16 protein-coding genes are annotated in these 24,567 nt (G+C 43.1%); 12 read left to right on the plus strand and 4 right to left on the minus strand.

Annotated elements, in window-relative coordinates; all coding sequences use genetic code 11:
- Nucleotides 1-6: 6 nt before the first annotated feature.
- Genes AC060N_RS09085 through AC060N_RS09095 form a run of 3 tightly spaced genes read right to left on the minus strand, consistent with a single transcriptional unit; the run spans nucleotide 7 to nucleotide 6,120 of the window.
- Complete coding sequence (locus tag AC060N_RS09085; protein WP_479526815.1) at nucleotides 7-1,218, minus strand: glycan-binding surface protein; 1,212 nt, start codon at nucleotides 1,216-1,218, stop codon at nucleotides 7-9.
- A gap of 19 nt (nucleotides 1,219-1,237) precedes the next feature.
- Nucleotides 1,238-2,902 carry a RagB/SusD family nutrient uptake outer membrane protein gene (locus AC060N_RS09090; RefSeq protein WP_479526816.1) on the minus strand — a complete coding sequence of 555 codons (1,665 nt, stop codon included), beginning with the start codon at nucleotides 2,900-2,902 and terminating at the stop codon, nucleotides 1,238-1,240.
- Nucleotides 2,903-2,922: 20 nt separating this feature from the next.
- Nucleotides 2,923-6,120, minus strand: coding sequence for a SusC/RagA family TonB-linked outer membrane protein (locus tag AC060N_RS09095; RefSeq protein ID WP_479526817.1), 3,198 nt, complete (start codon nucleotides 6,118-6,120; stop codon nucleotides 2,923-2,925).
- 341 nt (nucleotides 6,121-6,461) lie between these two features.
- On the opposite strand from AC060N_RS09095, the gene AC060N_RS09100 reads away from it, so the two are divergent.
- A complete protein-coding gene (locus AC060N_RS09100; RefSeq protein ID WP_479526818.1) occupies nucleotides 6,462-10,601 on the plus strand; it encodes a hybrid sensor histidine kinase/response regulator in 4,140 nt (1,379 codons plus the stop codon).
- Between the two features lie 7 nt (nucleotides 10,602-10,608).
- Here the strand turns inward: AC060N_RS09100 and AC060N_RS09105 are convergent, their stop codons facing one another.
- Complete coding sequence (locus AC060N_RS09105) at nucleotides 10,609-11,385, minus strand: glycoside hydrolase family 16 protein (RefSeq protein ID WP_479526819.1); 777 nt, start codon at nucleotides 11,383-11,385, stop codon at nucleotides 10,609-10,611.
- Nucleotides 11,386-11,887: 502 nt separating this feature from the next.
- Between AC060N_RS09105 and AC060N_RS09110 the strand changes: the two genes are divergently transcribed.
- The 11 genes from AC060N_RS09110 to AC060N_RS09160 all read left to right on the plus strand — a co-directional run bounded on the left by AC060N_RS09110 (nucleotide 11,888) and on the right by AC060N_RS09160 (nucleotide 24,516).
- Nucleotides 11,888-12,253 (plus strand): response regulator transcription factor, encoded by a 366-nt coding sequence (locus tag AC060N_RS09110; protein ID WP_479526820.1) that lies wholly within the window; start codon nucleotides 11,888-11,890, stop codon nucleotides 12,251-12,253.
- Nucleotides 12,254-12,263: 10 nt separating this feature from the next.
- Nucleotides 12,264-13,475 carry a sugar transferase gene (locus AC060N_RS09115; RefSeq protein ID WP_479526821.1) on the plus strand — a complete coding sequence of 404 codons (1,212 nt, stop codon included), beginning with the start codon at nucleotides 12,264-12,266 and terminating at the stop codon, nucleotides 13,473-13,475.
- Nucleotides 13,475-14,224 carry a TolC family protein gene (locus AC060N_RS09120; protein ID WP_479526822.1) on the plus strand — a complete coding sequence of 250 codons (750 nt, stop codon included), beginning with the start codon at nucleotides 13,475-13,477 and terminating at the stop codon, nucleotides 14,222-14,224. The genes AC060N_RS09115 and AC060N_RS09120 overlap by 1 nt, the downstream gene beginning before the upstream one ends.
- The gene (locus tag AC060N_RS09125) at nucleotides 14,221-16,395 is read left to right on the plus strand and encodes a GumC family protein (RefSeq protein WP_479526823.1); all 2,175 of its coding nucleotides are present in this window, start codon (nucleotides 14,221-14,223) and stop codon (nucleotides 16,393-16,395) included. Before AC060N_RS09120 ends, AC060N_RS09125 begins: the two co-directional genes overlap by 4 nt.
- Before the next feature lie 68 nt (nucleotides 16,396-16,463).
- Nucleotides 16,464-17,828 carry an MATE family efflux transporter gene (locus AC060N_RS09130; protein ID WP_479526824.1) on the plus strand — a complete coding sequence of 455 codons (1,365 nt, stop codon included), beginning with the start codon at nucleotides 16,464-16,466 and terminating at the stop codon, nucleotides 17,826-17,828.
- Entirely contained in the window at nucleotides 17,815-19,290 is a 1,476-nt protein-coding gene (locus AC060N_RS09135; protein ID WP_479526825.1) for an O-antigen ligase family protein, read from the plus strand. The genes AC060N_RS09130 and AC060N_RS09135 overlap by 14 nt, the downstream gene beginning before the upstream one ends.
- Nucleotides 19,291-19,300: 10 nt before the next feature.
- Nucleotides 19,301-20,224, plus strand: a complete 924-nt coding sequence (locus AC060N_RS09140) for a glycosyltransferase family 2 protein (protein ID WP_479526826.1) — start codon at nucleotides 19,301-19,303, stop codon at nucleotides 20,222-20,224.
- Between the two features lie 94 nt (nucleotides 20,225-20,318).
- A complete protein-coding gene (locus tag AC060N_RS09145) occupies nucleotides 20,319-21,524 on the plus strand; it encodes a glycosyltransferase family 2 protein (protein ID WP_479526827.1) in 1,206 nt (401 codons plus the stop codon).
- 12 nt (nucleotides 21,525-21,536) lie between these two features.
- Nucleotides 21,537-22,697, plus strand: coding sequence for a glycosyltransferase family 4 protein (locus tag AC060N_RS09150; protein WP_479526828.1), 1,161 nt, complete (start codon nucleotides 21,537-21,539; stop codon nucleotides 22,695-22,697).
- A complete protein-coding gene (locus AC060N_RS09155; RefSeq protein ID WP_479526829.1) occupies nucleotides 22,687-23,898 on the plus strand; it encodes a glycosyltransferase in 1,212 nt (403 codons plus the stop codon). Before AC060N_RS09150 ends, AC060N_RS09155 begins: the two co-directional genes overlap by 11 nt.
- Nucleotides 23,899-24,516, plus strand: a complete 618-nt coding sequence (locus tag AC060N_RS09160) for an acyltransferase (RefSeq protein WP_479526830.1) — start codon at nucleotides 23,899-23,901, stop codon at nucleotides 24,514-24,516.
- Nucleotides 24,517-24,567: the final 51 nt, after the last annotated feature.

Consider the following 24,567-nt stretch of genomic DNA (forward strand, 5'->3'; position numbering starts at 1 on the left):
TTTGGCTTATTTATTTTTTAACGGAACGATGCGAACGTTATCGATTCTGATATCAATAGGATAAGTGTCATCGGATGCTCCGAATAACATGAAAGTGACATTGGTGTACAATTCAATGTTGTCGATCTTCAGATCCGCCTTTGATTCATCTTTATTGTAGATGAAGTCGGATAACGGGATAGAAACGGTTATCCATCCATTGGAAGAGTAGGTTGATTTTACACCGTCTTTGTTATAAGGCTTCCAGTGTGCCTGTGCAGCGTCACCGTCTGGATTGATTCCATCGGGCGTATCGTATTTATCGAACCAAATAAGCATAGGTACATCTGACCAGGTTACCACATTGGCTTCGAAGCAGAGTTCGAGATTGTCTACCTGTCCTTCAGCTACCGGTATATCACCAGCACCGTATTTTGCCCAATAACCATACATCATCGGGTTTAGCCATTGCCATGAACCAAGGGTTCCGACAAATTGGAGATATTGTCCTGAACATCCGTTTTCGGTTCCAAAGCCGCCCAGTCCCCACGGATTACCATACGATGAATCTTCGAAATTGAGGATGATGTTGGTATTATCGCGGAATATGAAGGATGAACGGGTAGCACCATACATGGATTCCACGGTTACTTTTCCGGAAACGGCGCCTTCGGGTACAATGACTTTAATTTGATCCATTGACCACGAAACGATAGTTCCAGCTTTTACGTTATCCGAAAAGTAAACGTTGGGTTCATCGGAACCTTCGGCCGGAAGGAAATAATTACCGTAAATTACTGCCGTATCCCCAGCATTTACATATTCGCAAAGCATGCTTGAAAGGATAGGAGCAGGCACGTCTACCCGGAAAGGATAGGTGAGTGTTTGTCCGTCTTTAAACAGCAGTGTCATTTGGTCGGAAACAGAATCAGGAATGATGCTGGGAACTGATACCAGAACGGATGTAGCAGTGATATAAGCTGGATTCAGCTTTGCTTTCTGGTCATTGAACCAAAGTTCTTTCAGTCCTTGCAAATCTTCGCCCATAATGGCGATCAGACTACCCATGTAGGCGCTAACAACCAGTGAGTCTGCAGATGCAGGGTTGGTTACCCGAATGTATTTGATCGTTGGGTGTTTACCAACGTCATCTGATTCTTTGTTGCAACCGGTAAATAATGTCCCGGCCATCACAACAGTCAGCAGAAGAAATATGGTGATTGATTTTAATGTTTTCATTAGTTTTCAGCTTTTTAGGTTATTCAAAAGTGTAGTCAACAGCCTCTCCATCCAATTTAGGATTCGAAACAACGGCTTCCGAAGGAATCGGGAATGCCTTGATTTGGTCGGAATAGATCACCATTGGAACTTCAGGAGTTGCTATTTCATAACCGGCATAGCTATTCAGCAAGTTTTCATCGCTGGTTGGTATGGCGTAATAGTAGTCTTCGCGGTGTTGTGCGTTCAAAAATTCGGCAGCTGCCTGAGCATCCCGGTAGTACATTCGTTTGATGTCAAACCAACGAATGCTTTCCATACCGAATTCTATGCGACGTTCGTGCATCACTTCATCGAATGTTAACGGAGCACCTCGGTCAGCGAGTCCGGCACGTGCGCGAACCGTGTTTATATACTCAAGGGCAGTAGCATCAGAAGTTTCGGTTCCCGAACCAATGGCTGCCTCACAGTAAATCAGGTACATTTCAGATAAACGCATAAAGTATAGGTTGTTACCAGCATCCTGGTCGGTTCCCACCTGATTGTCAACGTCAGCTGCTTTACCAATCACGTATTTCTTGATATGGCTGAGCACCTGATTGGCATTTTCAATCGGACTGTTCGGATCGTCTGGGTTGGCCGTGCGAATGTTGTAAGTGTAACCACCATCAGCTTTATCGAGCTCTGGGTAGTAATCACCTTTTTGCATGATGATCCACTTGCGGCGACCGTCATTGGGCTCAAAAGCGGCCTGGAAATCAAGTGTCGGACCTTTGCCACTGCCCCAGGTCTGATCGGCAATAACCGAACTTCTCGACCAGGCAACATTTCGTGGGTTTCCCAAACCATAGCCACCGGCACCAATCATTTGCAACGCAAACAGTGATTCGGCATTGTTATTACCTTCAATGGTAAAGAGCTCCTGGTAACTGTCGATCATGTGAAAACCATCAGGATTATCAATTACCTCCTGAGCATATTTTTTTGCTAAATCGAAGTATTCAGCTGAATTGGAATCGGTCAAATCGGATGCCATCGTGAGGTAGAGTTTGGCCATTAGCCCTTTTGCTGCCCATTTAGTAGCGCGACCAGCTTGTTCATCCTTTCCGGGAAGATTTTCTTCGGCGAAAGCCAAATCCCGCCGGATGAATTCATACAGGCTTTTCCGGGTATTCTTAGGCAACATCATATCGCCTGAAGCAATCAGGTCTGAACCGTTTTCAACAATTGGTACTTCGCCCCAGTATTCTGCCAAAAGGAAGTATACCCATGCTCTAACAAAACGGGCTTCTCCCAGAGCAGCGTTGATGACGTCTTCGCTAACACCGTTTTTACGTGCTGCATCAGGCATATCGTTGATAACCGAGTTACAATACGAGTTTACACGGAACAGGCTTTTCCAGCCACTGGTCAGATAAGCATTTCCACTGTTGAAGGAAAAGTAAAAGAACTGACCTTCTTGATCGTAGGTATAATACATATCGCCGGAAGTCATATCGCCTGCGTAAAACATCAGACCGGCAATGTAATCGAACCATGCTCTTCCACCGTAAAGTGTTGCAGTAGCTGAACGTATTTCGTCTTTGTTCTTGTAGTAATTGTCTGCGACAATGCTGTCAACCGGATCGACGGTGAGAAAGTCTTTGGAGCAGGATGAGATCATGATGAAAACACCCAGCAAAATATATTTGATAAACTTTTTCATTTTCAAGAGATTTTTCATCATTAAAAATCGATACTAACACCAAAAGTGTAGGTTCTCGGACTGGGATAACGTCCCATGTCTATATTCTGCATCCTGGCATCCTGATTATATGCTCCAATCTCCGGATCGTAGCCCGAATAGTTGGTGAAGGTGTACACGTTTTGTACGTTGGCGTACACCTTGAAGCGCTCAATGCTGACTTTGCGGGTTAGTTGCTGAGGAATTATGTAACTCAGCGAAATGTTCTTCACCCTGATGTAAGAGCCATCCTCGATAAAACGCGTCGACATCCTGTTATTTCGGTTGTTGTCGTTGGTTGTTACACGCGGAATATCTGTTTCAGGATTGGATAGCTGGTAGTTACTTGGATCCGTTGTACTGCCATTTGAGTCGATCAATTCTGCCCGGGCCCGGTTCACTACTGCATTGCTCTGGTTGCTCCAGATACTGGTTTGTCCTTCAGTTTGTACACGCGTGTAATTCAGGATATCTGCGCCATATGCACCAGAGAGGTATATCGATAGGTCAAAATTTTTGTAGTGAAAGGTATTGTTTACACCGAAAGTGAAATCGGGGTTTGGATCACCAATAATAGTTTGGTCATAGGTGTCGATCACCCCATCTGGTTTTCCATCCGGTCCGGAGATATCTTTGAATTTTACATCCCCAAGCCATATACCTTGTTTTTGATTGATGTAGTTGGTTCCGGGCTGGGTGGGATCTTCAATCTGAACTGCGTGATTGGCAATATCATTAGCACTTTTGAAAATACCTTCCATTATATAACCGTAGAATTGTCCCAATGGTAATCCCTCTTTGGTAATTGTAGCTGTCTGGAACTCGCTGTACCAGTTGAGAGAACCGTAAAAAACCGCATTCGGATCATTCAGTTCTACCACCATGTTCTTGTTATGCGAGAACGTGACGTCGGTGGTCCAGCTGAAATTAGGCTTATTGATATTGTGAGAAGTCAGTGATACATCAATACCCTTGTTCTCCATTTTACCTACGTTCGCGTACGGAGCGGCGATATCATTCCAATCGTCTCCTCCGACGTAACTTGGTACGGAGATCTGCAACAGCAGGTCGCGGGTATTTTTTTGATAAGCATCTACTGTCAAAGTAATTTTATTATCGAATAATCCCAGATCCAATCCGATGTTGTATTGCTCAGTGGTTTCCCATTTCAACGCCGGGTTTGGAAATTTAGCAAGGCGATAGCCGGTACCAAAGGCAGTGGTAACTGTTTGCATGGAAGAGCCGTACAAATAGGTCGAACCGGGCATATTACCAACCGAACCGTAGCCGAGTCGGAGTTTCATATTGGAAATTGCCTCAATGCTCTTCATAAAATTCTCATTGTTAATTCTCCATGCCAGTGATCCGGAAGGGAAATAACCCCACTTGTTATCGGAACCGAACTTTGAAGAACCATCAGCACGGAATGTAAAGGTGGCCAGATACCGCTCGTCGTAGTTATAGTTGAAACGTCCGTAGTATGACATCTGAGTAGAAGAATCCTTCCAACCATCGTTGGAAACGAAAGTTCCGTCTGATGTCATGACATAGATGTCGTTGGTTGTAAAACTTTGTTTGATCAAGGAATTGCCGGACCATGATGATTCCTGCATTTCCTGACCGAACATAGAGGTTAAATGGTGAACGTCAGCGAAGTCGACATTATAAGTCAGGTAATTTTTCCAAACCCAAAACTTGCTGTGTTCTTCCCGCTGCATCATTTTATTGATGTCATTTTTAAGAATGCCCCATTCGTAAGTAGGGTGAAAGGCTTTGTTTACTGAACCATTGACATCATAACTATACTCGCTTCGAAGGTTTAAGCCTTTGATGATATCGGCACTGATGTATGCATTTCCGGTTGTTCTCTGGCGTTTCAGTGTATTGTTCCGCTGGAGTGCCAGTGCTACCGGGTTGTATTGTGATGAACCGGCAACGGTATTTGGACCGGCAAAATTTCCTTCCATATCATAAACGGGAACATCAGGTTGCATCAGCAAAGCCTGCATGATTACACCGTCGCCTCCATCGTTCAGGGTGATCTTTTCATTGGTTTCAGCGTAAGCGAGAGAACCTCCGATTTTTAGCCATTTTTTAACCTGACTGTCCATGTTCATCCGGGTGCTGAAGCGGCTAAAATTGGAACCGATAATGATACCATCCTGATCGAAGTATCCACCGGAGAAGGCGTAAACGGTTTTATCGTTACCTCCAGTGACCGATAGCTGGTGATTTTGCATCCATGCAGGACGGAATACCTCATTTTGCCAATCCGTTCCTCTTCCCAGAATGGAAGGATCGAGATAATTCTGATTCTTTGACCTTTCCAGCTCATCCGCAATCTGGTTCTCATATTCGGCATATTCCCGAAGGTCCATCATGTTAAGTTTGTTGGGAAGCTGTTGCAATGCCATGTAGCCATCGTAGGTTACTTTGGCTTCGCCCTTTTGTCCGCGGCGGGTAGTCACCAAAATAACCCCATTAGCAGCTTGTGCACCATAAATGGCTGCGGCTGAAGCATCTTTCAAAACTTCGATGCTAACTATGTCGGAAGGGTTGATGGTCGATAGCGGGTTAACCTTATTCTGTCCGTTGGCACCACCTGCCCAGTCGAAACCGGCGATCGTCTGCCCGTTTCCGACGAAGGGAACACCATCGACAACATATAAAGGCTCGTTACTTCCGGTTACTGAACTGGCTCCACGGATGCGAATAGAAGTGGCTCCACCGGGCTGTCCGGAGTTTTGTGTCACTTGTACACCTGCAACGCGTCCTTGCATTGCCTGGTCGATGTTGGTTGAAATTGTTGATTTTAATTTTTCTTCGGATACCGATACAACAGAACCTGTCAGGTCCGACTTTTTCATAGTTCCGTATCCAACCACAACTACTTCGTCGAGTCCTGTTGTGGCAGATTTTAAAGAGATATTGATCTCTGTTTTAGAACCTACGCGAACTTCTTGTCTTTGGTAACCGATAAAGGAGAATACCAAAACGGTTTCGTCTGATGGGACTTCAATTGAGTATTGCCCATCGATGTTGGTGATTGTTCCTTGTGTAGTACTTCTCAGCACTACGTTGACTCCCGGTAAAGCTTCGGATGTTCCAGCATCTTTCACTGTTCCGGTAATTCTTTTCTGAGCTAGCAATGCGTGACTCATTAAGAACAACATCAAAACAAAGATTGCATGTTTCTTCATAGATAAGGAATTGATAATTAGTTGATTTAATTTAGTAGCCAGGTGATTGAGATAATGAATGCGATGATGATGAAATAGATGAGTATTTCTATCAGCAGATAAAACTGGCGGCTGTACTTTTTCATGTTAGGTTATATTGGTAGGGTAAAGTTGGGAGTATTCTGCCGATTGACTGTGTGTCACTTGTAAAGGATCGGGGGATGATTATTCCATCAGGGTGTGGATTTGTAAATATTTAGTACTTCAAATGTAAAATGAGGTTGAAAAATCATTTTGAGTAGTTAACTTCATGCAGTGAACCTAACAGGCAATAAATTGCCTGCCTAAATGCTAACCTAACTATGACCCGGATTTCTTGGATCGTAATTATTTGGTTGATTTCGGCCAGTCACGTAGTTGCACAGCAAACAGCTATCAATTTTTCTAATATTGGTACCAGGAAAGGGATGTCCTCGAACTGGGTTACGGCTATTTGTCGTGATTCTGACGGATTTATCTGGGTGGGAACTAACCGGGGACTGAATCGTTTCGATGGTTATAACATTACTACATTTGAATACGGTGCAGGCGATTCAACCACTGTTTCTGATAATTACATTTCCTGTATTGCCGAGGATAAGCATTCTAACTTATGGGTAGGTACTACGTTTGGCGTAAATGTAAAAGGCGTGGATGAAGAGAGTTTTCATCAGATTTCACTGTTCGATCATAACTCTCTTGGTTGTAATGATGTCAACAACATCGGAGATATCTACGTCGCGAACGATAGTACTGTTTATCTGGGAACACACCAGGGATTTTTTACTTATCGGAATGGAATTTTTCGTCCTCATCTGATTGATTCAACTCGCTTTTCGGCGCATGTTAATAATGTAATGTCATTTGCCGAAGACAGTCGTGGAAATATCTGGATGGGAACATTCACCCGTGATTTAATATGTTATCATCCCAAAGTTGGCGTTGTCGAATCTATACCACTTCCACCTATTTATCAGGGAAAATATGTGAATGGCCTGCAGAAACTGTTCATCGACAGTGATAGTTTGCTGTGGATTGGTAGTCAGGCCGGATTGTATGTATACGATCTTCGGAAGAAGAAATGGCAGGGAGCACTTAACCAGGTTTTGTATCGCGAAGTGGGTAACAAGGTAATTAGTGGTATTCAGGAAGACAAAGAAGGGCTTATCTGGTTGGCAACCGACGGATCTGGCATTTTTCTGTTTGATAAGCAGAAAAGTACAGCCCAGAACCTGTTGTATAAAGAAGGGAAACCTGGAAGTATCTCTACAAACGGACTATTCAGTATGCTTATTGATGAAGATGATATCGTTTGGTTGGGTACTTATAAACAGGGGTTGGACTTCTACAAACCAAGTTCTAAAAAGTTTCGGTTGATACAGAATGACCCGGAAATTGACAATTCACTTAGTTTTAATGATGTAGATTGCTGCATTGAAGACAACAAGGGAAATATCTGGATTGGCACAAATGGCGGTGGTGTTAATATTCTCGACCGGAAGACGCATAGATTCCGTTATATTACCGTAGAAAACACCGGAACTCATGGTTTGACCAGTGATGTTGTCGTTTCCCTTTGTGAAGATCACCAGAAAAATATCTGGATGGGTACTTATTTTGGCGGATTGAACAAATACAATCCAAAGACGGGGGAATTCAAAAACTATAAGTATAACGTTAACGATTCCACGAGCCTTTCGGATGACCGTATCTGGAGTATTTTTGAGGACAGAGACAATCGGTTATGGGTTGGTACATTGGGTGGAGGGCTGAATGTATTTAATACTGAAACGAACTCGTTTAAAAGGTATAGTAACGAAAATTCCAACCTTTCTGGAAACTACATCAATCACATTTCCCAGGATAGTAAAGGCCAGCTTTGGATTTCTACTTCCGACGGTTTATCAATTTACGATTCCAGGAAAGATGATTTTGATGTTTATTTCACCAAATATTCGACGAATGGAACACCGTTCTTAGGACCGATAAGTTCCAGTTTCGAAGATAGCAGGGGATGGCATTGGTTGTGCAGCAACAATGGATTGATCAAATTTTCGCCGGACAATCTCAGTGTTGTTGTAATTGATAAAAACAAAGGACTGGCAGCTAACCCTGTTTACCGAATTCTGGAAGATAACCAGGGAAATCTGTGGGTCAGTAGTTCACGGGGAATTACTAAGATTCATTTCTCGAATATTGAAAATGATACCACTTTTACGACAAGCCTCATGCATTTCGATGAAACTGACGGCTTACAGGGATTGGAATTCTCTGAAACGGCATCGTTGAAAACGAGTAACGGAGAACTAATGTTTGGTGGGGTCAATGGGCTAAATATATTTAAACCGGAAGAAATTAAAATCGATCGGACAGTACCCGGCTTGATGTTTACTAATCTTCGGGTATTGAATTCTGATATTAAACCGGAACAGGAGTTCAATCATCGCGTGTTGCTGAATAAACCTCTCAATCATACCGATCAGATTGTACTGAAATATGCTGAAAACCTTTTCTCTGTTGAGTTTGCTGCGTTGACTTATTTATACCCTGAAAAGAACAAATACCGTTATCAGCTTGAAGGTTTCGACGATAGTTGGTTCGAAACCGATGGGACAGCCAATTTTGCCACGTTTACCAACCTGAACAATGGCGACTATGTTCTTCACGTAAAGGGATCGAATGCCGATGGTACCTGGAATGAGGCGGGAATTTCGTTAAAAATAAAGGTGTTGCCACCTTTCTGGAAAAGTTGGTATGCATTAGTAATCTATGTCTTAGTGCTAACGATTTCTTTACTGGGATTGAGGTATATCATCGTTTTTAGGGAACGGATGAATGTGGAGTTGGAGATGGAACGTTCAGAAGCCAGACGTATTCATGAACTGGACAGTATGAAACTGAAATTCTTCACCAATATATCTCATGAGTTCCGTACTCCGCTTACATTAATTTTATCTCCGGTTGAAAAGCTTTTACCGCGTTTTAAAGGAAAACCGGAAGAAAAATATCTTCATCATATTCATCAGAATTCGAAAAAGTTGATGAACATGATCAACCAATTGCTCGATTTCCGGAAAATGGATGACAGAGGATTATCGTATAATCCTTCGTGGGGAAATATTATTGAATTTGTAACAGCTACCGTTTCATCTTTCAACGATTTGAGTGAAAACAAGAACATTGAGTTGCGACAAATCACCGACTTACGTGAATACTTCATGATGTTTGACAGAGATAAGCTGGAAAAGGTACTTTTCAATTTACTATCTAATGCATTTAAGTTTACCCACATAAGTGGTTTAGTGATTGTACAGATAAGTCTGGAAGAGGAACAAAATGGTAGTCAGGAAGGCGAAAACAGCAATCTGGTGATTCGGGTAAAAGATAATGGCGTGGGTATTCCGCCAGAGAATATCGACAAAATTTTCACCCGATTTTATCAGGGGGAAAACGGTAACGGAGCCAAAGAAAAGGGCACAGGTATTGGTTTATCGCTGGTAAATGAGTACGTACAATTGCACGGTGGAAAGATTACTGTAGACAGTGCGCCTAATATTGGTAGTTCTTTTAATGTTTACTTGCCGGTTACCGAAGCTCATGAGCTGGAAGCACATGAAGTTCGGGGAGCGCTCAGGGAAGTAAAATTTTCATCGGATGAAAAGATTGTAGCTCAACCGGAAAAACTTTCTGTTACAGCGAAGAAAGCCGAATCAATATTGCTTGTGGAAGACAATGAAGAACTTCGAAAATACCTGAAAGAAAATTTAGAAGAGGAATATGATGTGATGGAGGCTGCTAACGGACGGCAAGCACTGGAGAGACTTGAAAAATCGCATCCCGACCTTATTCTGAGTGATATTATGATGCCGGAAATGGATGGTGTAGAATTTTGTCGCCGGGTGAAAAACGATAAAATTACCAGTCATATCCCTTTCATTTTCCTGACAGCTAAAGTTTCCGAACAACACAAGCTGGATGGCTTGCATGTTGGTGCTGACGATTACTTTGTCAAGCCTTTCAACTTCGAAATTTTACAAGCTAAAATTCAGAATCTGATTCAACTAAAGAAGAATATCCGCGAGGTATTTAAATCAAAAATGAATATTGAACCGAAGGATATCAGCATTACTTCTTTGGATGAAAAATTCATGAGAAAGGCCTTGGATATCATCGAGGAGCATATGGGAGATTCTAGTTTTTCGGTGGCAGAGTTTGGCCGGCAGATGGGAATTAGTCGTATGCAGCTGTACAATAAAATTGTGGCATTAACCGGAAGCACGCCATTGGAATTTATTCGGATTTTGAGATTGAAACGGGGGGCACAACTACTTCGTAAGAGCCAGCTGAGTGTATCTGAGGTTGCTTACCAGGTCGGTTTTAACGATCCGAAATATTTCAGCATGCATTTTAAGAAGGAATTCAAAATTCTTCCATCGAGGTATCGTGAACTGAATGAAGCGTGATTCAGTTTTATTCTTTCCACTGATAAATCCGGACGTAATCGATTTGGTATTCGGCGGGGAAGATTGAATCGTCGATGCCTTGCTGACCGCCCCACGAACCGCCGATGGCCAGGTTGATGAGTAAGAATTGCGGTTTGTTGAACGGCCAGGCGCCTTCTCCTTCACTGTTGTCCTTGCAGGTAAAGTAGGGAATACCTTCAATCGAAAAGACCAGTTGGTCACGGTACCAATCAACGGCAAATACGTGAAACTCATCAGAGGCGTTTTCATGACGGACTTTGTCGCCTCTTCCGGTTCCCAGATTGTGATTATAATCGCGGGTGTGAACATTGGCATAAATGGTATCGGGATTGAAACCAACATATTCCATGATATCAATTTCACCACAGGCGGGCCAGCCCGCACTGTCGATATTACTTCCAAGTGTCCAGATGGCAGGCCATACTCCGCGTCCTTTCGGAAGGCGGGCACGTACTTCAATTCTTCCGTAAGTAAAGTTGAAAGTTTTCTTCGTGTTTAAACTGGCCGAAGTGTATTCAGCTCCCTCATATGGCTCTTTGAGAGCAGTGATGGTAAGTTTGCCATCTTCTACCCGGGCATTCTCCAGTCGATGGTCTGTGTAGTACTGTGCTTCGTTGTTTCGAACCAACCCCGTTTCATAATTCCATTTGGTGGTGTCGGGAAGTCCTTCATAGTCAAATTCGTCCGACCAGACGAGTTGTAGTTCTTGTGCATTGATAATCAACGGAAAGAAGCATAGGAGTAAAGCAAGGAAGCATTTCATAACAGTTGGTTTCGTTTGGGTTCATCCAAAAGTAGTGATTTGCTTGATTAATATTTAGTTATATAGACTTTTTCTTTCACGAAAGTTAAAATAATGACCGAAGTCTATGATTCACTGCTATAATGCTAACAAATGAGAACAAAAGTTAATATAGATTAATATTAAAACTAACATTAATCATAACCCGTACAACATTGTTTAGAAGGCAATATTATTTAGTTAGCTATGTAGATTTATTGTGAGTCTTTAGCCGAAGATTTAATGTCGAAAGGTTCTTAGACTTTTCATATTTTAATTTACGCTGACTACAAACCTCACTGTCAGCGTATTTCGGTTTTTGTCAGAGTTGTCAGTCGTGGCAACAAGGGATAGGCTTTCACTTCCCACTGACCTAAAAATGGTAAGCGCGTCAATTTTTAGGGAACTTTCTTTAAATGTCTGTAACGTAGCACTTATCGGTTAAGAATTTCTGTGTTGTATTTGAGAACTTATTAAGAAGCGTATGAAGAAGATTCTAGTCGTGGATGACAAACTTTCTATCAGTAAGCTGATTATGCAATTCCTCAGTAAATCTTTTGAGGTGGAACTGAGCGAAGATGGGTTGCAGGCCATGGCTTGGCTGCAAAAAGGCAACATTCCGGATTTGATTCTCACCGATATCCAGATGCCCAACATGGATGGTATGGAACTCATTCAGGTAGTGAAAGAAAGCGGTTATTTCAAAGACATACCGGTTATCGTGCTAAGTAGTCGTGAAAGTAGCAACGACCGGGTGGAGTGCCTCAGGCTTGGGGCTGATGACTATATCACGAAACCCTTTAATCCAGAGGAGTTGCTGATTAGGATTGAAAGAGTGCTAACCCGGTAAAACAGGTTTAATGGAGAAGAACATAACTGAGAAGTTGAAGCTTCTTTATGTCGGTGATGATGAAGGGCTTATTTCTGAAGCAGCTCACCATACGTTTATAAAACTGGAACATCAACCTAGTCCATTAAGGGCTTCGGAGTTGATAAATAATGATGGCTTGCCGGATGCGGTTGTTTGCGAAAGAGATTTGCCGGGAATTAATGGTTTCGATTTTCACCAAACATTTGTCGAGCAATTCGATCCGCTTCATTCTGTTCCCTATATCGTGTTGACTAATGAAAAACAGGGTGTTGATATTCAGGCCGCCATGCAGCAAAAAATCGATGATGTTTATGCCCGGCCTGTATCAGCAGAAATGATTTATAACCGAATTCAACGCATTCGGAAACTAAAGCCACAACTGTCTCTTATCCTTAAAGAGACCGATTCAGATGCCGTTAGCCCATACAAAACGCCTGTTTTTAAGCGGCTCTTTGATATCGTCTTTGCCAGTATCACCTTACTTCTTTTATCTCCTTTGTTGCTTCTGTTTGTTATTGCTATCCGGCTGGAGTCCAGGGGGAAAGTATATTATATATCGAAGAGAGTGGGAACGGGATATAACATATTCAATTTCCTGAAATTGCGCTCGATGTATGCAGACGCAGACAAACGGTTGAAGGAGTTTGAACACCTGAATCAATATGCCCGGAAAGAGTCTGAAGAGGAGCCAAAGAAAGAAGAAAATGTTTTGGTTTCGGAAGAGGGGGAAGCTATGCCTGAAAAGGAGACCGTGCTTTTTGGCGATGATGTGGCTGTAAGCGAGACAGAACATATTCATGGAAGAAAAAAGAAACAGGATCACGCTTTTGTGAAGTTTGAGAATGATCCGCGTATTACGAAGGTTGGAAAAATAATCAGGAAGCTAAGCATTGACGAACTACCGCAATTGATAAATGTGATAAAGGGCGATATGTCCATCGTTGGAAACCGGCCGTTGCCATTGTATGAGGCAGAGTTGCTGACAACCGATGAATGGACCGATCGTTTTAACGGACCCGCAGGAATAACAGGCCTCTGGCAGGTAGAAGCCAGGGGAAAAACATCTAAAATGTCGCCGGAAGAGAGGAAAAGTCTCGATAACAGGTATGTGAAGATTGCTAACAACCGGTTTTCATTCTGGAAAGACATTTGGATTATTTTAAGAACCGTTCCTGCAGTTTTTCAAAAGGAGAATGTTTAATGAAGAGCAAAGTATTTGTATTGATTATTCTGCTATTTGCTTATGGCTCAGCCAGGGCTCAGGTAGCTGATGACTTTCTTGCCAAGAGTTTGGCCGAGAATGATATTTCGAAGGAATTACCTCCCTTGAGTAAACTACTCACGATGGCCGAGAAAAATTCTCCCTTGGTAAAACAATCTGATGCAGATGTGAGCATCAGCGAGCGAAATGTAAAAACGGAAAAACGTAATTGGACGCAGTATCTCTCTTTGGGATCTGATCTGAGATACGGCATGTTCGACAATTTGATTCTGTCAAACAACTTGTCTTCGCAGAATCTGGCGAATTCAACGTCCAATGCTGTGCAAACGCGTTACTCGGTAGGTGTATCGCTGGCGTTACCCCTTACCGTTTTTACTGAGCGGAAAAACAATATAAAAATAGCCGAATCGGAGCAGGATAAAGCAGTTCAGAAACGCCGTGCAGCACTGATGGATTTGCGACAAAGGGTTATTACTCAATACAACGAAGTAATAAAAGATCATCGGTTGATGGTCGTCTCCAATGCATCCTTAAATTCTTTCAATCTGCAGGAAGTGGAAGCGCACAAGGAATTCATTAATGGGAAGATTTCCATTGAGAAGTTAGCCCGGTTGCGTCAGCTGCAAGCGCAAGCGCAAGAAGACTTTGAGAGCAATCAATCGGCTTTTCAAACAGCATTTTTGGTTTTACAGGAAATCGTAGGTACTAAATTGAAATTAAAGGAATGAATTCTAATCTGCTATTTTTCACCCGACTGCTTTTACGCCACATATGGTTACTCATAACTGTGCCGGTGGTTTTAGCTGTTTTTGTATTTTTTCTAACAAGAAACCAGCAGAAGAAATACTCATCTACAACAGAAATCTATACGGGAATTGTTTCCGGTTCGTCTATTGATGTGGCAGATAATCAGCGTGCTGATTTCTACGCCAATAAGACCGCTTTCGATAACTTAATCAACATTATCCAGTCAAGAAAAACAATCGAAGAGGTTGGATTGGAATTGTTTACAAAGCAAATGCTACTCGATAAACCTGATCCGCATCTCATCTCCAACGAGAAATATCGTCAGCTGATGCAGGATGTGCCGGACAGTGTTAAAAGCCTGGTGGTAAAAGGTAATTTCCAGAAGACACTTGAAAATTTCAGAAAGTTCAAAAATAGAAGTGACAATAATTTTATTTACAGGTTGTTAAATCTGTCGAATCCTGATTACAGTGTCGATGAAATCCTGTCAAAAATCGATGTCGAGCGGATCTCCAATAGTGACTTGTTGAAGATAACCTACACTTCAGAAGATCCGGGCGTTTGTCAAAACACGCTGGATATTTTATGCCACGTTTTCATCCGTTCTTATACGCAAATGAAAGTCAATCAGTCGGATGCCGTGGTTTCTTATTTTAAAACGCAACTGGATAAAGCAGACAAACGACTGGCTGCCGCCGAAGATTCATTACTCCTGTTTAAGCAGAAGAACAACATCATCGACTTTAGTGAGCAAATAAAAAATATCGCAACGGAAAAAGAGAACCTGGAAACCGAATACCAGGCGACTGAAATGAAATATCAGGCATCCAAATCAGTCGTTCGCTTTCTGGAGTCAAGAATGAACTCTCAGCAAAAGAGGCAGATTCAGAGCAAAGATGTTTTGAAAATCCGGGATGAAATGGCGGCGGTCAACCTCAAGTTGGCTTCCATGAATCTGAAAAATCAGCTCGATTCGGTGGACACGGTGAATTCCGATAAGAAACTGGCGCAGTTAAAGCTTCGCGCGAACAACCTGAAAAAGCAGCTGGAATCATCGGTTGATGCTTTGTATAACACGAACAATAGCACCGAAGGTGTTTCGACCAATTCGCTGCTTGATGATTGGCTACAAAATATAATCGATTTCGAGAGCAGCAAAGCGCAACTGGAAGTACTGAATAAGCGGAAGCAGGAATTTAATCGCATCTATGCCCGGTATGCTCCGTTAGGCGCTACTATGAAAAAACTCGAGCGAAAGATCGATATCGCTGAGAAGCGCTACTTCTCGTTGCTGAACAGTTTAAGTACAGCCAAGCTTAAGCAGCAGAACGTTGAGTTGACTTCCAACCTAAAAATTCAGGATCCTCCGTTTTTCCCAATTCAACCGCAACCAAGCAAACGTGTGTTGCTGATTATTTTAGCTGGATTACTGGGATTCATTCTGGTAGCACTCGCCATTTTTGCATTGGAATTTATGGATTCCAGCATAAAAACCGTTTTACGGGCCGAGCGCATGATCGGCTTAAAAGTTGCCTCGATATTCCCGAAAATTGACCCACGAAATAAAAAGGTCGACTATACGTACCTGAAGGATAAAGCCATTGACTCAATCGCCCGCCACGTGATATTCACCAGTGAAGAGTCTGCTGAAAATTCATTAGGCTATGCCCTCAATATTTTAGGTTCAACTCAGGAGCATGAAGGCAAAAGCTATCTGGGGCAGTTGCTTGCAGCCAAATTGGTGACGCTGGGATACAAGGTATTGTTTGTAAATCCTGTTCGATATGAAATAGAGACAGAGCGTGGAAGCGATTTCTTTGCTACAGCTCATTATCAACCCGATGAACAATTTTATCGCGTTACTTCTTTGAAAGAGTTACTTCCGAATGATCTGGCGGGCAAACTTCAGGATTTTGATTTTGTTTTCCTGGAAATTCCCGGTATTCTGAAGAATCCGTTCCCGGTTGAACTGATTCAGAAGTCCGACCACGTTTACCTTGTTTGTAGGGCCAACCGGTCCTGGTCGGATGCCGATAGGAATATCGTAACCAATTTCAGAGCGATTACCAAAACACCCGAACCAGTTATTCTGCTCAATGGAGTCGAACTGAGTGAAATGGAACATGTACTGGGTGATTTGCCTCGAAAGTGAAGCTGGCTTCGTCGTGTATTGAAAAAGTTTGTTCAGTTTCGTTTTTTTTCGAAAAATAAAATCGTCTCATGATAAAACTGATTAAACAGCTTATTCATGAGAAAAATGTTGCCTCGCTGGGAAGCAATGTGGGTGTCGCCGTATTCGGGCTGATCGGGTTTCTTATTTTAACCCGTACGCTGGATAAGAGTAGTTTCGGCGACTGGGTGCTTTATACCGCGTTAGCATCGTTTACCGATTTATTGCGATTCGGACTGACTCGTACAGCTGTTATTCGTTTTATCTCCGGGGCTGATTGGCACGTGAAAAGAACGTATCTGGGAACCAGTTTCGGGATTAACCTTGTGTTGGGTGCAGCCATTGTTGTATTCTTCTGGAGCTTGCTTTTGGTATTAAGAGGAGCAGGTGTGGCTTTGAGTAGTGGGTACATGCTCTTTTTGAAATGGTATCCATTGCTGGCAATCGTTAATCTTAGCTGGAATAATTCACTGGCATTGTTCCAGGCGGAACAGCGGTTTTTCCGGATGCTGTGGGTGCAGGCAATTAACCTGGCCAGTTTCGTTGTTTTTTTATTGGTCAACTTTCTGGTTCTCCACTGGGGATTGCAGAGGATTATCTGGGCGCATCTGATAGCCAATTTGTTTGCCAGTATTTATTGCATGGTTCGCAAATACGACGGACTGTTTTTCCTGGGGAAAACAACCGGTGATGCACGCAGGAATCTTCTCAATTTTGGAAAATTCTCCATGGGAACCCTCATTGGTTCCAGTTTACTTCGAAGTGCCGATACATTTATTATAGGACTTAGTCCTGCACTGGGCTCTGCGGCTATTGCTATGTATGCGATTCCAATGAAATTAACCGATTTACTGGGAATACCGTTGCGCGCATTTTCGATGACAGCTTTTCCCAAACTGTCGGTTTTGAGCAAGAACTCCGAAATAGACGCCTTTCGGAAGACTTTTTACAGCTATACAGGGGTGATTACCTTATTGTTTATACCCGTAGCTATTTTGGTGTATTTGTTTGCAGGTCAATTGATCATCCTGTTAGGCGGAAGCCAATACCGTGATTCGATGCCTTTGCTGGTTTCGATATTCCGGATTTTCACCGTTTATACTTTGCTTTTACCGTACGACCGGTTCACGGGTGTTGCTCTTAACAGCCTGAATCGCCCCCGGTATAATCTTTACAAAGTAGTTGTGATGGCGGTGGCCAATATTGTGGGCGATTTAATCGGTGTTTTCGTCTTCCAATCGCTCGAATTTGTAGCCATTGTAACTGTTCTTTTTACGGCCGCGGGTATATGGTTGGGAAATCGTTATCTGTCGAAATTGATAAAGATACGAATAGCACCGGTTTTCACTGAGACTGTCTATTTTCTGAAGGATTTGAAGTTGTACTTAATAAACGACCGGAATGGGAGCGTTTGATAGGACATATGGAGCGGAATTGCTGAAAAAACCGGGAGGTATTCTTCTGTTGTTTCTGGTAGCCACGGCAGGTGCCTGGCTGACGGCGAAGTTGGGCATTATTGCCGGCTTGGGTATGATTTCCCTTCCATTTATTGTGATCTTCATCGCGATAATCCTTCTGAATCCAAAGGTTGGCTTGTTTTCCATTTTTGTCATGGATTTCATCGCGAATGGACTGAGTCGGTATGTCTCCTTGCCTTGGGGACTTTCCATTGACGGTATTTTTGTCCTGATTTATCTATCACTTTTCTTCAAATCGTTCCGGGGACATGTGCCCTGGCGAAATGCCAGAACAGACCTGACTTTGCTGGCAGTTATCTGGTATGCATATGTGTTGTTCGAATTGCTGAATCCCGAAGCCGTCAGTCGCGTGGCCTGGTTTTATGCGATGCGTGGTATCGCTTTGTATATGCTATTCATTGTTCCGTTGATTTTTATCCTGATGGATAAAAGGAAGGACCTGGACATGTTCCTGATTTTCTGGGCAAGTCTTTCGATACTGGCGTCATTGAAAGGAATACAGCAACATCTCATCGGCGTCGATCCATTTGAACAGCGCTGGCTTGATAACGGTGGGGCAGTGACACATATATTGTTCGGGAAACTACGGGTTTTCTCGTTTTATTCCGATGCCGGACAATTTGGTGCTGCACAGGGGCATACGGCTGTTGTGTTCTCCATTCTGGCGCTGAACAAGAGAGGCAATCCCCGTTTGAGGATTTTTTACGCCCTAACGGCCCTGCTGGGGTTTTATGGGATGATGATTTCCGGTACCCGAGGTGCAATTGCTGTACCACTCATTGGGTTTGCCTTTTATGTTTTCATTCGAAAAAACATCAAAGTCATGTTGGCAGGGCTGCTTCTTGGCGCTTCTGTGCTGTTTTTCTTCAAATATACCACCATTGGAAACAGTAATTATACGATTAACCGGATGCGTACGGCGTTCAATCCCAACAATGCTTCGTTGCAGGTGAGGTTGGCAAATCAACGCAAGTTGAAAGCTTATTTGGCCACTCGTCCCTTCGGTGGTGGCATCGGATCGTCCGGAAACTGGGGCCTGCGTTTTAGTCCGAATACTTTTCTGGCCAATACTCCAACAGACAGTTGGTATGTGGCTATCTGGGCCGAGCAGGGTATTGTCGGCCTGGCTTTACATCTTTTTATCCTGTTTTATATCGTGATAAAGAGCGCTTATCGGATCATGTTTAAGATACGGGATGATTGGGTAAAGGCGCAAATGAGTGCATTGGTTTGCGGAATCCTGGGGATTATGGCTGCATCGTACGGCAATGGTGTATTGGGTCAAATGCCCACCGGACTTTTAATCTATTCCAGCATGGCTTTTCTCTTTATGAGTAACAAATTTGATAGGGAAGCGCTCGGGGAGACGATGAAAGGAGAGAAAGTATTAGAAGGATAACTCATTGAATATGCAGCATAAAATGGTAGAAAATTCGCTGGTGTCCATCATAACGGTGAACTATAATCAATCGGAAGTTACGCGGGAGTTGTTAATTTCCTTGCGAAAGCTTACTTATCCTCATGTGGAAGTTATTGTGGTTGACAATGCATCACCGGGCGATTCACCGGATTGGCTCAAAGTGGAATTTCCGGAAATTACCTTGTTAAAAAGCCGGGAGAATCTCGGGTTTGCTGGAGGAAACAACCTCGGGATTAGAGCTGCACAAGGTGAGTTTTTGCTGTTTATTAATAACGATACGGTCGTAGAACCGGGGCTTATCGAGCCAATGGTCGAGTTGTTTCACCAGGACGAATCAATCGGAATGATTAGTCCGAAAATACGGTTCTTTCATACGCCCGACACCATTCAGTATGCTGGATATACGCCCATGAGCCCTTATACCATGCGGCAAAACCTGATTGGTTATCACCAAATGGATAAAGGGCAATATGATGATGTGAAAGAAACCTACTCGGTTCACGGTGCAGCCATGATGGTTCCCCGCCGGGTGATCGAAGAAGTAGGTCTGATGGCCGAAGTTTACTTTTTGTATTACGAAGAACATGACTGGAGCGCCCGAATCCGCAGGGCCGGTTACAAAATTTATTACCAGCCCCGTTCGCTGGTCATGCATAAGGAATCAATTTCTACCGGAAAGGAAAGTCCACTGAAGGTCTATTATATATCCCGGAATCGGGTAGTGTATGCACGAAGGAACTCTTCCGGAATCAAGTTGTTGGTTAATCTCATCTATCTAAATATGGTTGCTATGCCGAGGTCAGGATTGCGATATGTCCTTCAGGGAAGATTTGATTTGTTGAGAGCATTCCTGAGGGGCATGTTTTGGAATTTGAGATCGCACAAAGGTTTGTATCAAAACCCAAGATTATGAGCCGGATGTGCCAGTACTTAAATGGATGGCGAACAGGGAACAATTGGAGAGAAGCTAAATGTGGGTGTCGTTTGACGATCTTAATTTGATGAATATGGCTTTTTTGAAATACATCATTAACGCAATTGAATATTTGGCTTTTATATACTTTGCCATAGCCACGGTTTATGTCCTGATTTTCGCAGTGGCATCCAGGTTTTCAACGAAGGATAAAAGACAGCGGGCGAGCAGAAGGAGACGGATAGCTGTTTTAATTCCCGGTTACAAGGAAGATGCAGTGATTGTGGACGTTGCTGAAAAAGCCCTTCGCCAGACATATGGCAATGATAATTATGATGTTGTTGTCATAGCCGATTCATTTAAACCCGAAACCATTAACGGTCTGAAGAAGATTCCCGTTAAATTGATTGAGGTAAGCTTTGAGAAAAGTACCAAATCGAAATCGCTTAACCGGGCAATGGAGCAATTGGGAGACGGCTATGAAATTGCGGTCGTACTCGACGCAGACAATATAATGGCTGATGATGTCCTCGAGCGCTTTAACGAAGCGTTTGAAAAAGGCTTTCGGGTTGTGCAGGGACATCGCGTTGCGAAGAACCTGAATACCTCTTTTGCGTTGCTTGACGCGGTGAGTGAGGAGGTAAATAACCGGATCTTTCGGAAAGGACACCGGAATTTGGGATTATCCTCTGCTCTGATTGGTTCGGGAATGGCATTTGACTATTCCCTTTTTAAAGAAATGATGTCGACTGTTAAAGCGGTAGGCGGATTTGACAAAGAGCTGGAAATGGAGCTGCTGAAAAGAGGCATTAAGATTGAGTATCTCAATGATGCCTTGATTCTGGATGAGAAGGTCCAAAAAGCAAATGCGTTTGCCAATCAGCGTAAGCGGTGGCTATCGGCCCAGCTCATCTATTTCAGACGGTATTTCTTTTCGGGCTTAAAACACTTGCTTCTGAGGGGCAATATCGACTATTTTGACAAAGTTTATCAAATGATTTCTCCGCCAAGGATATTGTTGTTGGGCGGAGTTACGCTACTGACTTTAGGCTATGGAATTATCAGTTTATGGCCCGGAGCAAACGACTTTTTCGTATTTCATTTTTCGCAATGGTTAAACATGGCATTGATGGTTTTTATCGCTTTTGTTTTCGCCATACCCTCACACTTTTATAACCGACAAAACTTTCCTGCTTTGCTTGAACTTCCCAAAGCTTTTCTGCTGATGTTATTCTCATTGTTTAGGCTGAAAGGCGCCAACAAGAAGTTTATCCACACAGAACACGGTGTTTCAGAATAAAATAGAAAGCGCATGAAAATTGGCATTGAAGGACAGCGGTTATTTCGCAAAAATAAACACGGCATGGATATGGTCGCCCTGGAGTTGATTCGTCATCTCCAGAAAGCAGATCAGCAGAATGAATATGTCATTTTTGTGAAACCGGATAAAGACAATACCTGCATACCGGAAGCGCCCAATTTTAAGGTGGTCGAGCTGCATGGTGGCCCATATCCCATTTGGGAGCAGTTTGCCTTGCCCCGGGCTGCTGAAGCTGAGGGGTGTGATTTGCTTCATTGTACCAGTAACACAGGGCCGATTCGCAGTAAAGTTCCGCTAATTCTCACTCTTCATGATATTATTTTTCTGGAAAAGGTTAGCTTGTTTAACAGGGATGGTACCTGGTATCAGAAGCTGGGAAATATGTACAGGCGATGGATTGTTCCCTCAGTGGTGAAGAGTAGCAAGTGTGTGATTACAGTTTCAGATTACGAGCGAAAGCGTATTAAAGATTTCATGGGGCAGGAAGACAAGCTTGAAGCCATCTACAATGGTGTAGGGGAGCATTTTAAGAGAATTGACGACCAGAATTTACTTCAATACATAAAGGAAAAATACCATTTGCCGGAGAAGTTCTTTTTTTTCCTGGGGAATACAGATCCAAAGAAGAACACAGCAAACGTTTTAAAGGCATTTGCCGAATTTAACGAGCAGAGTAAAGAGCAGTATAATCTCGTTATGCTCGATTATGATGAAAGTGCATTAAGGATGATTCTTTCCGATATCGGTCATCCTGAGATTCGGGACAAGATTCACCTCACCGGGTATGTTGTCAATACCGATCTACCGGCAATCATTAATCAAAGCAGGCTTTTTCTTTATCCCTCATTACGGGAGAGTTTTGGCATTCCCATACTGGAAGGAATGGCCTGCGGAGTTCCGGTTATTACCTCGAATACTTCATCTATGCCGGAAGTTGCAGGCGATGCTGCCTTATTAGTCAATCCGAATGTGCCAGGCGAGATAACAAAGGCTATGTTGCGTCTGGTTTCTGATTCGAAGCAAAGCGACGAGTTAATTGCCAGGGGATTAAAAAGGGCTCGGTCGTTTTCATGGGAGAACATGGCACTCAACTACCTGGAACATTATAAGCGTGTTGCGAATAAATCAACAGACAAGGATTATGAAGGGTAGGGACATTATTGTTATTGGCATACAGCCGTGGGACATAAAGATTGGTAGTAATTGCAAGAATATTGCAACGGAGTTTGCCAAAAATAACCGTGTGCTTTATGTGAATCCACCGTTAGATACCATTACACTAATAAGGGAAAGAAAGACTGAAAAGGTTAAGAAAAGACTGGAGGTAAAAAGGGGCAGAGAAAAAGAGCTGGTCAGTATTGGGCCGAATCTCTGGAACCTGTACCCAAATACCCGGACACGATCAATTAACTGGATTCGTTCAAAACGATTGTTCGACCGATTGAATCGTCAAAATGCCTGCCGGTTTGCAAAGAATATTCTGGAAGCTGCTCAACTACTAGGATTTGAAAACTACATTCTTTTTAATGATAGTTCAATGTTTTTGGGGCTGCATATGAAAGAGTTACTTGAGCCGGTTATGTCCGTGTATTACATGCGTGATTACCTGACGAAAAACCCCTATTGGCGGAAACACGGTGTTCGGTTGGAACCGGAAGTTATAAAACGTGCTGATATAGTGGTGAATAATTCATTGACTTATGCCGAATATGGGGCGAAATTCAATCCGAATTCCTTCATGATTGGGCAGGGGTGTGATGTTAGCCTGTTTAATAATGAGGAGAATGAAGTCAGGGTAGCAGATGATTTGAAGGATATTCCCCGGCCAATTATTGGGTACGTTGGTTATTTGACAGGCAGTCGGTTAAGCGTCGATATTATCGCTCATTTGGCCGAAACAAATAAAAGTTGGAGTGTTGTCCTGGTAGGGCCGGAAGATGATCAATTTAAACGCTCCAGACTTCATCAGATAGACAACGTTTATTTTATGGGAAGCCGCGAGCCGTCTGAATTACCACGTTATATTCAGGGGTTCGATATTGCCATGAACCCGCAACTAATCAATGAGGCAACGATCGGCAATTATCCCCGGAAAATAGATGAGTATCTGGCTATGGGAAAACCTACGCTGGCAAGTGCAACCAAAGCCATGGAATATTTCAGGGAGTATACCTATCTGGGCGTGACTAAAGAAGATTATGTTGAGCTGGCCCAAAAAGCGCTGGAAGAAGATTCTCCACAGCTGCAGGAGGCCAGAAGAAAATATGGAACCAGTCATAGTTGGAAGAATAACGTTAACGAAATTTATAAATACCTAGAACTGGTAGCCAAAAAGAAAAACTTAAGCTTATAGATGAAAAATTTTGTTGCAAGAATTAAAGCGAATCCACGTATGAAGGCATTTGCTATCTGGATGATTACACCCAATCGAAACCCCCGGCCGCGTTTGTGGATCCGATGGTTGGTAAATCCGTTCGTTCATAAAAAAGGTCGAGGGGCCAAAATTCGGAAAAGAAGCAGAATTGATGTTTTTCCGTGGCATCGTTTCGAAATAGGCCGGTTAACGACCATTGAGGATTTTTGTACTGTTAATAACGGGTCCGGTGATGTCATTTTGGGTGATCGTGTCCGTGTTGGGATTGGCAGTGTTATCATTGGTCCTGTAACGATGGGAGATGGTTCCGGACTTGGGCAGCACGTATTTGTTGCCGGTTTTAATCACGGGTATCAGGATGGAAGAAAGAATTCGCGTGGTCAGCCACTGGACATTAAACCAACCATCATCGAAGAGGAAGCACATATAGGTGCTAATTCAGTAGTGGTGGCCGGAGTTACCATCGGTAGGCGAAGCCAGGTTGGAGCGGGAAGTGTCGTCACCAAAGATGTTCCTCCGTTCTCGGTAGCAGTCGGAAATCCAGCAAGGATCATTAAGCGGTACAATGAAACTTCGGGCCAGTGGGAAAGGGTCTGAGATAGTAGTTGGCACTTTAATGAGCTTTCAAATACAACTTACTAAATGCGC

The sequence above is a fragment of the Prolixibacter sp. DSM 2831 genome (assembly GCF_056493735.1).